The sequence below is a fragment of the Ramlibacter sp. genome, from assembly GCF_035706265.1.
Taxonomy (GTDB): Bacteria; Pseudomonadota; Gammaproteobacteria; order Burkholderiales; family Burkholderiaceae_C; genus Ramlibacter.
The window spans coordinates 1-11,612 of sequence record NZ_DASSVG010000204.1 but is presented as its reverse complement, the minus strand read 5'-3'; the positions used below and the strand labels follow the sequence as shown (position 1 = coordinate 11,612).

General features: G+C 69.7%; 15 protein-coding genes. 8 read left to right on the top strand and 7 right to left on the bottom strand.

What is annotated here, in order from left to right; genetic code table 11:
- A partial coding sequence (locus tag VFM98_RS07610; protein WP_325109309.1) for a tryptophan--tRNA ligase occupies positions 1-1,205 on the top strand: 1,205 nt, incomplete at its 5' end.
- An 84-nt stretch (positions 1,206-1,289) separates the two neighbouring features.
- Positions 1,290-1,883, top strand: a complete 594-nt coding sequence (locus tag VFM98_RS07605; protein ID WP_325109308.1) for a response regulator transcription factor — start codon at positions 1,290-1,292, stop codon at positions 1,881-1,883.
- 20 nt (positions 1,884-1,903) lie between these two features.
- Here VFM98_RS07605 and VFM98_RS07600 read toward each other — a convergent pair whose 3' ends face one another.
- Positions 1,904-3,331, bottom strand: coding sequence for a HAMP domain-containing sensor histidine kinase (locus VFM98_RS07600; protein WP_325109307.1), 1,428 nt, complete (start codon positions 3,329-3,331; stop codon positions 1,904-1,906).
- 222 nt (positions 3,332-3,553) lie between these two features.
- Here VFM98_RS07600 and VFM98_RS07595 point away from each other — a divergent pair, with 222 nt between their 5' ends.
- The 4 genes from VFM98_RS07595 to VFM98_RS07580 all read left to right on the top strand — a co-directional run bounded on the left by VFM98_RS07595 (position 3,554) and on the right by VFM98_RS07580 (position 5,875).
- A complete protein-coding gene (locus VFM98_RS07595) occupies positions 3,554-3,784 on the top strand; it encodes a KGG domain-containing protein (RefSeq protein ID WP_325109306.1) in 231 nt (76 codons plus the stop codon).
- Between the two features lie 209 nt (positions 3,785-3,993).
- A complete protein-coding gene (locus VFM98_RS07590; protein WP_325109305.1) occupies positions 3,994-4,980 on the top strand; it encodes a Ku protein in 987 nt (328 codons plus the stop codon).
- Positions 4,981-5,031: 51 nt separating this feature from the next.
- On the top strand, positions 5,032-5,508 hold the full coding sequence (locus VFM98_RS07585) for a BON domain-containing protein (protein ID WP_325109304.1): 477 nt from the start codon (positions 5,032-5,034) through the stop codon (positions 5,506-5,508).
- 70 nt (positions 5,509-5,578) lie between these two features.
- Entirely contained in the window at positions 5,579-5,875 is a 297-nt protein-coding gene (locus tag VFM98_RS07580) for a hypothetical protein (protein ID WP_325109303.1), read from the top strand.
- Positions 5,876-6,205: 330 nt separating this feature from the next.
- On the opposite strand, the gene VFM98_RS07575 is transcribed toward VFM98_RS07580, so the two are convergent.
- From VFM98_RS07575 to VFM98_RS07560, 4 genes are all read right to left on the bottom strand, one after another.
- A complete protein-coding gene (locus tag VFM98_RS07575) occupies positions 6,206-6,424 on the bottom strand; it encodes a hypothetical protein (protein ID WP_325109302.1) in 219 nt (72 codons plus the stop codon).
- A 153-nt stretch (positions 6,425-6,577) separates the two neighbouring features.
- Complete coding sequence (locus VFM98_RS07570) at positions 6,578-7,747, bottom strand: acyl-CoA dehydrogenase family protein (protein ID WP_325109301.1); 1,170 nt, start codon at positions 7,745-7,747, stop codon at positions 6,578-6,580.
- A gap of 120 nt (positions 7,748-7,867) precedes the next feature.
- Positions 7,868-8,308: a hemerythrin domain-containing protein gene (locus tag VFM98_RS07565; RefSeq protein WP_325109300.1), complete on the bottom strand. Its 441-nt coding sequence runs from the start codon at positions 8,306-8,308 to the stop codon at positions 7,868-7,870.
- A gap of 112 nt (positions 8,309-8,420) precedes the next feature.
- Complete coding sequence (locus VFM98_RS07560) at positions 8,421-8,894, bottom strand: hypothetical protein (RefSeq protein WP_325109299.1); 474 nt, start codon at positions 8,892-8,894, stop codon at positions 8,421-8,423.
- 120 nt (positions 8,895-9,014) lie between these two features.
- On the opposite strand from VFM98_RS07560, the gene VFM98_RS07555 reads away from it, so the two are divergent.
- Both VFM98_RS07555 and VFM98_RS07550 read left to right on the top strand, forming a co-directional pair.
- On the top strand, positions 9,015-9,629 hold the full coding sequence (locus tag VFM98_RS07555) for a M15 family metallopeptidase (RefSeq protein ID WP_325109298.1): 615 nt from the start codon (positions 9,015-9,017) through the stop codon (positions 9,627-9,629).
- 72 nt (positions 9,630-9,701) lie between these two features.
- Positions 9,702-10,733: a VWA domain-containing protein gene (locus VFM98_RS07550; RefSeq protein WP_325109297.1), complete on the top strand. Its 1,032-nt coding sequence runs from the start codon at positions 9,702-9,704 to the stop codon at positions 10,731-10,733.
- A 15-nt stretch (positions 10,734-10,748) separates the two neighbouring features.
- Here VFM98_RS07550 and VFM98_RS07545 read toward each other — a convergent pair whose 3' ends face one another.
- A complete protein-coding gene (locus tag VFM98_RS07545) occupies positions 10,749-11,207 on the bottom strand; it encodes a hypothetical protein (protein WP_325109296.1) in 459 nt (152 codons plus the stop codon).
- Positions 11,208-11,414: 207 nt separating this feature from the next.
- Positions 11,415-11,612, bottom strand: a 198-nt coding sequence (locus VFM98_RS07540) for an NADP-dependent isocitrate dehydrogenase (protein WP_325109295.1), incomplete at its 5' end; no start/stop codon positions are given.

Genomic DNA, 11,612 nt, shown 5'->3' with positions numbered 1-11,612 from the left:
TGCAGGCGAGCCGCCGCCCGGGCACCGAGAACTTCTACTTCCTCGCCGACTACCACGCGCTGATCAAGTGCGACGAGCCGGCGCGCATCCAGCGCTCCACGCTGGAGATCGCGGCCTGCTGGCTGGCCGCGGGGCTGGACCCCGAGCAGGTGTTCTTCTACCGCCAGTCGGACATACCCGAGGTCACCGAACTCACCTGGCTGCTCACCTGCGTCACCGGCAAGGGCGTGCTCAATCGCGCCCACGCCTACAAGGCGCAGGTGGACAAGAACGTGGCCGCCGGCGTCGACGTCGACGCCGACGTCACCATGGGCCTGTTCATGTACCCGGTGCTGATGGGCGCCGACATCCTGATGTTCAAGGCCCACCGCATCCCGGTCGGGCGCGACCAGGTGCAGCACATCGAGATGGCGCGCGACATGGCGCAGAGCTTCAACCACCTCTATGGCGAGCACCTGGTGCTGCCCGAGGCGCAGATCGACGAGTCGGTGGCCCTGCTGCCCGGCCTGGACGGCCGGAAAATGAGCAAGAGCTACGACAACGTGATCGGCCTGTTCAGCCCGCGCGAGCAGGTGCGCAAGCAGATCTTCTCGATCGTGACCGACTCCACCGAGCCCGGAGCGCCCAAGGCGGTGGAGGGCTCCGCCCTATTCCAGATCTACCAGGCCTTCGCCTCGCCCGAGGAGACGCAGCAGCTGCGCGAGGCCTATGCCGCCGGCATCGCCTGGTCCGACGCCAAGCAGCTGTTGTTCGAGCGCATCGACCGCGAGATCGCGCCCATGCGCGCGAAGTACGAGCACCTGGTGAGCCACCCGCAGGAGCTGGAGGCCGTCCTGCAGGCCGGCGCCGCCAAGGCGCGCGCGCGCGCCACGCCGCTGCTGCGCGAGCTGCGCGAGGCCGTGGGCCTGCGCAACCTGGCCAGCACCGCCGCCGGCGCGAAGAAGGGCAAGGCCAAGGCGAGCCTGCCCAGCTTCAAGCAGTACCGCGAGACCGATGGCTTGTTCTACTTCAAGTTCGTCGACGGGCAAGGTAGGCTGCTGCTGCAAAGCACCGGCTTCGCTTCGCCGAAGGAGGCCGGGCAGTGCATCGCGGCCCTGAAGGCGGCGCAGGCGCTGCCGCAGCAGGGCCAGGCCGCTGCCGCCGAGGGCGTCTCGCCCGAGCAGGTGGCGGCAGCGCTGAAGGAGCTCGCGGAATCCGGGAACTAAGGCGTTAGTACGGACTTCCTCGCGTGGGAAGCTGTATCCTTGCAGGAGCTAGTCTCAGGAATGACATTGAACCAGAATCCAACCATGAACGTGTACGTCATCGACGACCACCCGCTGATGCGCGAGGCGGTCGTGATGCTGATGCGCCGGATGCGTCCGGGCGCCAATGTCGTGGAGCTCGATCGCATCGGAGGCGTCGATGCGGCCGTCAAGCAGCACGGCGCGCCCGACCTCATCACGCTGGACCTGAAGCTGCCGGACACCACCGGCACTTCGGGCGTGCACGAACTGAAGAAGCTGTTTCCCGAGACGCCGCTGGCCGTGCTCTCCGCCTCGCCCTCCAGCGATGCGGAAGAGGCCTGCATCGAGGCCGGCGCCGACATCTACATCGAGAAGTCCTCCGGCGCCCAGGAGATCGGCAATGCGCTGCGCGCGCTGCTGTCCGCCGACGGCCAGTTCGAGGAACTCGCGCCCACGGACAACAAGCTGTCCAAGCGCCAGAAGCAGCTGATCGTGATGCTGGATCGCGGCCTGTCCAACCGCGAGATCGCCGATGAACTGGGGATCAGCGAGCACACGGTGAAGGTGCACCTGTGGCGCCTGTTCCGGCGCCTGGGCGTCAAGAGCCGCACCCAGACCATCCACTACGCGCGCACGCACGGCCTGCTGGCCAGCTGAGGCGCGCCCGGGCGGCGCGCTCAGGACCCGGTGACGTCGCCGGGGAACATCTGGGCCATGGTGGCGACGGCGCGCTCGCCCGCCTCGCGCGGATCGGTCGGCTGCAGCAGCACGCGGAAGACCGTCCCGCGCCCCACCCGCGAATGGAAGCTGAGCGGATGGCCCAGGATGTGGGACAGCCGCGCCACGATGTACAGGCCCAGCCCGAAGCCTTCCTCGGTGCCGCCGTGGCCCGGCACCTTGTAGAACTCGCGGAAGATCTCCCGCTGGTGCGACTGCGGGATCCCCACGCCCGTATCCCAGATTTCCACCCGCAGGCCGGCGCGGGTGCAGCGTGACGCGACCAGCACGCCGCCCTTCTCCGTGTACTTGATGGCGTTGGAGATCAGGTTGCCGACGATGCGCTGCAACAGGATCGGATCCGAACGCACCGTGCCCGGGCACACCCGCATGCGGAACTCCAGGCCCTTGGCCTCGCACAGGGGCAGGTACTGCAGTTCCAGGTTGTGCAGCAGCTTGGACAGGTCCACCGGCTCCACGTTCAGGCGCACCTTGCCGGAATCGAGCCGCGCCAGGTCGAACAGCGAGTCGAACAGGTGGTTGACGGCCTTGGTGGCCGCCACGATCTTGGGCGCCAGCTCGTTCACCAGCTCCGGCTCGCCGCGCAGCCAGTCGGCGTACAGGCCCAGCGCGTGCACCGGCTGGCGGATGTCGTGGGCGGCGCTGGCCAGGAAGCGGTTCTTGATCTCCACGGCGTCCAGGGCCGCCTGGGTCTGGCGGGTCAGCGACTCGATCAGCTGCATGTTGCGGTACTGCAGCTCGAAGTTGCGGCGCAGGGTCTCGTGCAGGCGGGCACCGGCGTGCCGCAGCACCTGCCAGAAGATCAGGAGCAGCATCGCCACCCACCAGTGGTAGGCGGGGCCCTGCAGCTCCAGCTCCACGAACATGCGCCAGGCCATCACCGCCAGCGCGCTGCCGGCCAGGATGTCCAGGTAGGCGCGCATCACGCCCAGGCGCGCCGACAGGCTGTTGATCGAGAACATCGCCAGGCCCGCCATGATCAGCCAGCAGATGTACTGGTCGCCCAGGGGCGAGCGGTCGAAATAGAGCTCCGTGGTGAGGCCCCAGACCAGGGCGGAGACCGGCCAGACCAGGATGTTGCGGCGGAAGAAGGCCAGGTGCGCCTCGGTGGGCTGCGAGGCGACCCGGGTGCGGTACTGGTGGATCACCCAGAGCCGCCAGGCGGCCACGAGCAGCCACACCCCCACCCAGGCACCCAGGCGTTCCGGCTCGTTGTCGTCCGACAGGATGCCCACCACGATGGCCACCAGCATCAGGGCCAGCCACTGGGTGCTGCGCTGGGTACGCATCAGGCTGCGAACCAGTTCGCCCTCGACCCAGTCTCGTTCGGCCGATGTGGCGGGCGCGGGCAGCGTCTCCGGTTTCATGCTGCGAGTCTAGAACATCGCCTCGCGGCGCCTTCCGTCGCACCGCGCGGTCTCGAAGGACCTCACCGACATAGCTAGAGGCATCGTCCTACAAGAGTCGCTGCGCAATGCGCACAGACTCTGCCGTTGCGTTGACCTGACGCCCACCCAGGCCGGCGACGCAAACACCCTGGACAGCGGGCGAGCCCCCCGCGTTCGCAGACCAACCTAGACGAGGACCCCATGGAACAATCCGTCCACGATTCCGAGAACCTGAAGCCTGCCGCCAAGAAGTCGCTGCGCGGTTTCGCCGCGATGGATCCGCAGCGTCAGCGCGAAATCGCCAGCCTGGGCGGGCGCGCGGCCCACCAGAGCGGCCACGCGCACGAATTCACCAGCGAGGAAGCGCGCGCCGCCGGCAAGAAGCGCCACGCCCGCGCCACCGCTGGCGTCAGCGAGTCTCCCCGGGCCTGAGCCCACCCTGCCAGGCGCGGGGCGGCCGCTCCGCTTCGCGCTCCTCCCAGCCGCGCCGGCCGAGGCCCCCGCCTCGCCGGCGCTGTGCTTTCCGGAACGCCCGCCGCCGCCCTGTCGCCGCCTGCCTACAGGACGGCCGGCCGGCGTCCGACACCCCGCGGATGTGCACGTTGCACACTGCCGGGACTCGTTTCAGCAAGCACTTTCCGATGGCAGATACCCGCGGCATGGCCAAGGCTTCCACCCGCTCGTTGTGGAAGGGCGCCATCACGTTCGGCCTGGTGCACATCCCGATCGGCCTGCATTCGGCCACCGAGGAGACCGACGTCGACTTCGACTGGCTGGATCGCCGCACCCTCGACCCGGTGGGCTACAAGCGGATCAACAAGCGCACCGGGCGCGAAATCGACAAGGAGAACGTGGTCAAGGGCGTGCAGTACGCCAAGGGCCACTACGTGGTGCTGTCGCCCGAGGAAATCGCCGCAGCCTATCCCCGCACCAGCCAGACCATCGAGATCGAGGCCTTCGTGGACATCGCCGAAGTGCCTTTCGTGTACCTGGAAAAGCCCTACTACACTGCGCCGATCAGCAAGGGCGAGAAGGTCTACGCGCTGCTGCGCGAGGCGCTGAAGCAGACCGGCAAGGCGGGCCTGGCGCGGGTGGTGATCCACAGCAAGCAGCACCTGGCGGTGCTGCTGCCCTGCGGCCCGGCGCTGGTGCTGAACCTGCTGCGCTGGGGCGGCGAGATCCGCTCCTGGGAAGGCCTGAACCTGCCCTCCGAAGGCAAGGCGGCCGGCCTCAAGGAAACCGAACTGAAGATGGCGAAGCACCTGATCGAGGAGATGAGCGGCCACTGGCGCGCCGACGAACTCCGCGACAACTTCCACGACGCCATCATGAAGCTGGTGGAGGCCAAGGCCAAGGCGGGCGAGACCGCCACGGTGGAACCGCTGGAGGAAGCCCCGCCCGCCCAGGGTGCCGACGTGATCGACCTGACGGAGTTGCTGCGGCGCAGCCTCAAGGGCGGGGCGAAGCCGGCCCGCGCGCCGGCGCCGGCCCCCGCGCGCAAGACCGCCGCCAGCCGCAGCCGCCGGAACGAAGAGGAACGCGCGGTGGCGGCGTCCACACCCCGCAAGCGCAGTGCCGCGAAGAAGACCACCGCCGCCAAGAGCAGCCGCAGCCGGCGGGCGGCTTGACGAGGCCGTACCATGCAAGAAGATGAACTTCCTGGCGAATCGGAGCAACCCATGAGGCCCATCGGCACCCTCGGCGCACTGGCGGCCGGCGCGCTGGCCATGTACTACCTGGATCCGGAACTGGGCGCCCAGCGCCGGCGCCTGCTGGCGGAGCTGGTGCGCAGCGGCCTGCCGCGCGAACGCCGGCCGGAGCGCCTGCGCCCGCGCGTCTACCACCGCGTCACCCAGGCAGACCCGCAGAGCGATGCCGACCTGCGCGACCAGATCCAGCAGCGGCTGGGCCGGCTGGTGAGCTACCCGGGCGCGATCGACGTGGGCGTCGACAACGGCGTCGTGCGCCTGAGCGGGCGCGTGCTGGCCAAGGAGCGCGAAGGGCTGCTGGAGCAGGTGCAGCAGATGGCCGGCGTGCAGAAGCTGGTGAACGCGATGACCTCGCTGGACGACCCGCAGGACATGGGCCGGGCCCCGGCAACGGCCTCCCCGAGCGAGGACGCCGTCCCGCCGGGCGAACCGCAGCCGGCCACCTGAGCCGCCGCGGCGGGCGCAGACGCTTACCGATTGCAACCGAGGCCCCCCTTACCATCGGGCCGCCGCCACCATGAGCCGACCCGCCCGCTTCATCGCTGCCGCCGCCTTCGCCTGCGTGGTGCTGCTGGGCCTTTCCGCCTGGCTGCATTCCTGGGGTGGCATCGTGCTGGTGGTGCTGGGCGCCGCCGCCATCGCCTGGTACCGCGCCCAGGTCGCGGAGGGCGAAGCGGACGAGCGCTTCTTCGGCGACATGGGCGAGGAAACCCGCGTGACGCATTTCCAGGGCGGCTCGGCCAGCGAGCTGCCGATGGACACCGAACTCCGCCGCACCGCCCCCACCGACAAGACCCCGCCGCCCGATTACTAGGGATAGTCCCGAGTCGTTACGCAGACAAACGGCAACGAATCACACATCTGCGGGCTGGTCAAAACCCCAAACATCCCTGATACTTGTTGAAACAGTTGTGACGGGCGCGGGCCCTCCCGGCTGTTGCGGTCTTTTGGTTTTGTCGTGGGGATGGGCTCTGGGGTGCAAGCGGAGCCCTCTATCTAAGCCCGGCGCGCTGCGCCGGGCTCTTTTTTTCCCGATTTCGAATCGGACCCCGCCGGGAACATGGCACGCGCCACGGGCTGACTGCAGGGATTTTCGTAGGCTGGTGCTGAACGCGCGCCGAAGGCGCGCCGGGAAGCCCAGCGATCAGCCCAGCCGCTGGGCGACCACCTGCACGACCACCAGCGCGCAACACGCCGCCAGCAGCAGCAACCACCCGCTCGGCCGGCCCCTGGGCACCAGCACCGCGGCCGTGGCCCGGCGCGACGCTTCGCTATCCCGCCCTTCGCGAGGCTGCACGGCAGTAGCCGGCGGCTCCGCGGGCGCGGGCTCCGAGACGGTGGGGTAGCGGGACGGAACGAACATGGCAGCTCTCCAGCTGGACTGTACGCCCATCCTCGGGCATCGGCCAAGCCCCGCATTTGTGTCAGGTCAACTGCAGCCCGGTCCTGTTGCGGTGCAGCGTAAGCCCTGCCCGTCCTGCGCGAAGCGAATCCGCCCCCAGCTGCATCGATGCCCTCAGAAACTCCGCGGTAGCCCGAGCAGGTGCTCGGCGACGTAGGAGTAGATCAGGTTGGTCGAGATCGGCGCCACCTGGTACAGGCGGGTCTCGCGGAACTTGCGCTCGACGTCGTATTCGTGCGCGAAGCCGAAGCCGCCGTGCGTCTGCAGGCACACGTTGGCGGCTTCCCAGGAGGCCTTGGCTGCCAGGTACTTCGCCATGTTCGCCTCGGCGCCGCAAGGCTTGTGGGCATCGAACAGCGCACAGGCCTTGAAGCGCATCAGGTTGGCCGCCTCGGTCTCGATGTAGGCGTCGGCGATCGGGAAGGCCACGCCCTGGTTCTGCCCGATCGGCCGGTTGAACACCACGCGCTCGCTCGCGTAGCGCCGCGCCTTGTCGACGAACCAGTAGGCGTCGCCGATGCACTCGGCGGCGATCAGCGTGCGCTCGGCGTTCAGGCCGTCCAGGATGTAGCGGAAGCCCAGGCCCTCGGTCCCGATCAGGTTCTCCGCCGGGATCTCCAGGTTGTCGAAGAACACCTCGTTGGTCTCGTGGTTCACCATGTTCGGGATCGGCCGCACGGTCATGCCGCGGCCGATGGCCTGGTGCAGGTCCACCAGGAAGATGCTCATGCCCTCGCTCTTCTTCTTCACCTCCGCCAGCGGCGTGGTGCGCGCCAGCAGGATCATCAGGTCCGAATGCTGGATGCGCGAGATCCAGACCTTCTGGCCGTTGACCACATAGCGGTCGCCCTTCTTCACCGCAGTGGTCTTGAGCTGCGTGGTGTCGGTGCCGGTGGTCGGCTCCGTCACGGCCATCGACTGCAGGCGCAGCTTGCCGCTCGCGATGCCGGGCAGGTACTGGCGCTTCTGCGCCTCGGAGCCGTGCCGCAGCACCGTGTTCATGTTGTACATCTGGCCGTGCAGCGCGCCGGAGTTGCCGCCGGAGAAGTTGATCTCCTCCATGATCACGGAGGCTTCTGCCAGGCCCAGGCCCGAGCCGCCGTACTCCTGCGGGATCAGCGCCGCCATCCAGCCGGCTTCCGTGAGCGCGTCGACGAAGGCCTCGGGATAGCCGCGTTCGGCATCGACCTGCTGCCAGTAGGCCGAGTCGTAGCGGCCGCACAGGTCGCGCAGCGCTTCGCGGATCTCCTGGTGGGCGTCGGGGACGGGGATCTGGGTGTTCATTCTGGCTTCCTCGGCTTGACGTGCACGCGGGCCGCGACGCAGCCCTGCAGTGCGCAATCATGCGCCAGGAAGCCGCGGCCCCGCCCGCCGCCCTTGCAGCGCCGCCGGCCGCCCGCGCGCTCAGGCCGGATGCGGGGCCATCAGCTCCATCTTGCGTTCCTGCAGTTGCTGCGCCAGCCGCATCAGGTCCATGCCCTGTGCCTTGCGCGCCTGCGGGAACATCTTCTCGCGCTCGTCGTTCACGTGGTGCAGTACCGAATCCTCGAGTTCCAGCATCAGCCGGGCGTCGGTGGGCGCGTTCTCCACTTGCGCGATCAGCTCGCGCGCCTGCTGGTGCTCCTCGCGGGAATGCTCCACCAGCTGCTGGTCGCCGGTCGCGCGGCCGAAGGCGGGATAGAAGATCTCCTCCTCGATCTGCGCGTGCACCGTGAGCTCCTGGCAGATCTGCTGGGCCAGGAGGCGCCGGCGGTTGTCGTCGTGCGCCGACTTGTACTGCTGGAACAACCCGGCGACCTTGTTGTGGTCGTCGTCGAGCAAAGCGGTCGCGTCCTGCTGGGCCATCGTGTTCTCCTTGGGGTCTGATGACCATCGAACATACGCCGGCCGTGCAGGACGCGAGCCCGTGGGCGGGGCTTTCGCGCGTAGGCGCAGGCCGACGCGCGAAAGAGCTGGCTCAGCGGCCGTAGCCGGAGCCGATGCGGTCGTTGCCGCGCACGTCGTTGCGGACCTGGAAGGCCCAGCTGCGGCGGGCGACGTTGCCGGCCCGGTCGCGCACCACCAGTTCAGCCACGTGGCGGCCGGGGCGCAGGTTCTCCGAGTAGCGGACGTCGTTGCCGTCGATGCGCGCCTGGCGGGTGACGTTGCGGCCGTCCACGCGCAGCGTGACGGAGCGCACGTCGACGCCGGCCTGGTCGTCCTTGTAGCGCGCCGAGATGTGCGTCAGGCCGCGCTCGCTCACGCGATCGCCCTGCCCGGGCGTCACGTCGAAGATCTGCGGCGCGCGGCGGTCCGCCTGGACATGGTGGCCGTGGCTGTCGCGGTGGAAGTCGCGCTCCTGAGCGGCGGCGGGTTGCGCGGCCACCAGGGCGGCCATGGGGGCCAGCACGAGGGCGGCGGCGGCGAGCTTGTTGCGGAGCGTGGATTGCATGAGGGACCTCACTGAGTGGTTGTGGAAAGAAAGTGAGGTGAGTGTGCGGGCGCGCCCGTGAACGGGAAATGAACGGCCCGGCATAAGGATTTCGACCTGCGTGTATCCTTTGCGCAAAGCATGACCCTCCCGCCGATGCGCTGCGAAGACATCGCCCGCCACCCCGATTTCCGCCGTCTCTGCACCATCGAAGGCATCGCCGTCGACCTGCGCTACGCCACGGTGCACAACTTCGTGGGCCACAACCTCTACGACACGCTCGATTGCGGCTGGCTGCATCGCCTGGCCGCCACCGGGCTCGAGCAGGCGGCCGGCCTGCTGCAGCGCGAGGCCCCGGGCCACCGCCTGCTGGTGCTGGACGCCCTGCGTCCGCACCGGGTGCAGATCGAGTTGTGGGACTTCCTGGAAGGCACCGACCTGCGCCAGTACGTGGCCGACCCGGCGCGCGGCTCGATCCACTCCTTCGGCATGGCGCTCGACGCCACCCTGCTCGACGCCAAAGGCCGGGAGCTCGACATGGGCACGGGCTTCGACGTGATGACGGAGCTCTCGCATCCGCAACTGGAGGCGCAGCATCTCGCCAGCGGCGCGCTGACGCCCACCCAGCTGCGCAACCGCGAGCTGCTGCGCGGCGTCATGGGCGCGAGCGGCTTCCAGGGCATCAGCAACGAGTGGTGGCACTTCGAGATGCTCGATCGCAACCACGTGCGGCAGACCTTCCTGCGGGTGGACTGAGCCGGCGCCGCGCAGGCGGTTGCCAAGGGGGCGTCCGCGGCACCATACTGCCGCACGCGGAGGGCATTGCGCATGTCTTTCCTGTGGCCCCACAACCTCTGGCTGGCGTTGGTGCTGGCGCTGCTGCCGGCGGTCTACCTGTGGCTGCTGCGCCGCCGCCGGCCGGGGCTGCGCTACAGCAGCGTGGCCGCGGTGCGCGCGGCAGCGAGCGGCCAGTGGCGGCGGCACGTGCCGCCAGCGCTGCTGCTGCTGGCGCTGGGCGCGCTGGTGTTCGCGGTGGCCCGCCCGGTCGCGCGGGTGCCGCTGCCCTGGGCCCGCTCCTCGATCATGATGGCCATCGACGTTTCGCTCAGCATGCGCGTGAGCGACGTCCAGCCCACGCGCATGGAGGCCGCGCAGGAGGCCGCCAAGGGCTTCCTGCGCGAACTGCCCAAGGACGTGGAGGTCGGCCTCGTCACCTTCGCCGGCAGCGGCCAGGTGGCGCAGCGCGCCACCCTGGACCGCGCGGCGCTGGTCGAGGCCATCGACGGCTTCCAGATGCAGATCGGCACCGCCATCGGCGACGGCATCGTGCTGTGCCTGGCCGAACTGTTCCCGGACCAGGGCATCGACGTCGGCGAGCTGACCTTCGGCAACAAGCGCCACGGCCGCAGCCTCGACGACAAGGACAAGCCCGGGCCGCAGGCGATCGCGCCGGTCGCACCGGGCTCCTACGAGTCGGCCGCGATCATCCTCCTGAGCGACGGGCGCCGCACCACCGGCATCGACACGCTGGAAGCCGCGCAGATGGCCGCCGACCGCGGCGTGCGCATCTACGTGGTGGGGCTGGGCTCGCAGACGGGCGACGGCGCCACGCTGGACGGGATGCCGATCTACATGCAGCTGGACGAACCGACCCTGCGCGAGGTGGCCCGCATGACCGGCGGCGAATACCACCACGCGGGCACGGCCGAAAGCCTGCGCGGCGTGTACGGCCAGCTGCGCACGCGCATGGACGTGCTCACCCGCGAAACCGAGCTCACGGCCCTCTTCTCGCTGGCCGCGGCGCTCCTGCTGCTGGCCGCGGGCGGCCTGTCGACGTTCTGGCTGCGCCGGCTCGCCTGAGGCGCCCGCCAGGCTTCAGCGCGTCGCCGCATCGGCCAGCTCGAAGCGGGCCCAGGCGTGCGCGAGCCGGTGGAACAGGTAGGCCTGGCGCTCCTCGTAGGCGCTGCTGCGTTCGTCCGGCTGCGGCTGCAGCCCGGTCAGCGCGCGGGTGAAGGCGAGGTGGTATTCGCGCAGGGCCCGCACCGGATCGGGCGCGGCCAGGGTGCGCACCACGGCCTCCAGCCGGGTGCCGCTGTCCTCCAGGGCCCGCGCGGCACAGCCGCGGTAGTCGTGGAGCGCCTCCGCGGCGCTGCGCACGCCGCGCCGCGGCGCGATCGCTTCCGAGCAGGCGACCAGCATGCGCTGCGTGGTCATGCGGTACACCCGCAGCGCGCGCACGCTCTCCCGATCCGCCGCCAGCGGCAGCTGCGCGCACGCCGCACCCGCCCACAGGCCTGCGACCAGCAGGCACGCCTTCACCGTTCCGTGCTTCATGCCCCGTTCCCGTCGCAAGCCGAAGTGCTCCCTGATTGCCTTGTGGGATCGCATACTGCCGAGCTCGGGGCGCTGGCGGAAGGCCCCTTGGTGCCGAGCGCAGGGCACCCCGGTGCGGTTTGCAGGGCCTGTGCGCCGCGACGGGCGCGCCAAAAGAAAAGCCGAGGGTGCGCCGGCCGGCGGCCGGGCGCCCTCGGCCTGCGCCGCTTACGCGGCGACGGACTGCAGTGCCGCGTTGAAGGTGGCGCTCGGGCGCATCACCGCGGTGACCTTCTTGCGGTCGGGGAAGTAGTAGCCGCCGATGTCCGCGGGCTTGCCCTGCACGGCGTTGAGCTCCTCGACGATCTTCTGCTCGTTCTCCGCCAGCGCCTTGGCCAGCGGCGCGAAGCGCCTGGCCAGTTCGGC

Excerpts from the sequence above, each read along its gene's own strand:
- VFM98_RS07605 (WP_325109308.1), top strand. The coding sequence starts at position 1,290 with ATGAACGTGTACGTCATCGACGACCACCCGCTGATGCGCGAGGCGGTC.
- VFM98_RS07600 (WP_325109307.1), bottom strand. The coding sequence starts at position 3,331 with ATGAAACCGGAGACGCTGCCCGCGCCCGCCACATCGGCCGAACGAGAC.
- VFM98_RS07595 (WP_325109306.1), top strand. The coding sequence starts at position 3,554 with ATGGAACAATCCGTCCACGATTCCGAGAACCTGAAGCCTGCCGCCAAG.
- VFM98_RS07590 (WP_325109305.1), top strand. The coding sequence starts at position 3,994 with ATGGCAGATACCCGCGGCATGGCCAAGGCTTCCACCCGCTCGTTGTGG.
- VFM98_RS07585 (WP_325109304.1), top strand. The coding sequence starts at position 5,032 with ATGAGGCCCATCGGCACCCTCGGCGCACTGGCGGCCGGCGCGCTGGCC.
- VFM98_RS07580 (WP_325109303.1), top strand. The coding sequence starts at position 5,579 with ATGAGCCGACCCGCCCGCTTCATCGCTGCCGCCGCCTTCGCCTGCGTG.
- VFM98_RS07575 (WP_325109302.1), bottom strand. The coding sequence starts at position 6,424 with ATGTTCGTTCCGTCCCGCTACCCCACCGTCTCGGAGCCCGCGCCCGCG.
- VFM98_RS07570 (WP_325109301.1), bottom strand. The coding sequence starts at position 7,747 with ATGAACACCCAGATCCCCGTCCCCGACGCCCACCAGGAGATCCGCGAA.
- VFM98_RS07565 (WP_325109300.1), bottom strand. The coding sequence starts at position 8,308 with ATGGCCCAGCAGGACGCGACCGCTTTGCTCGACGACGACCACAACAAG.
- VFM98_RS07560 (WP_325109299.1), bottom strand. The coding sequence starts at position 8,894 with ATGCAATCCACGCTCCGCAACAAGCTCGCCGCCGCCGCCCTCGTGCTG.
- VFM98_RS07555 (WP_325109298.1), top strand. The coding sequence starts at position 9,015 with ATGACCCTCCCGCCGATGCGCTGCGAAGACATCGCCCGCCACCCCGAT.
- VFM98_RS07550 (WP_325109297.1), top strand. The coding sequence starts at position 9,702 with ATGTCTTTCCTGTGGCCCCACAACCTCTGGCTGGCGTTGGTGCTGGCG.
- VFM98_RS07545 (WP_325109296.1), bottom strand. The coding sequence starts at position 11,207 with ATGAAGCACGGAACGGTGAAGGCGTGCCTGCTGGTCGCAGGCCTGTGG.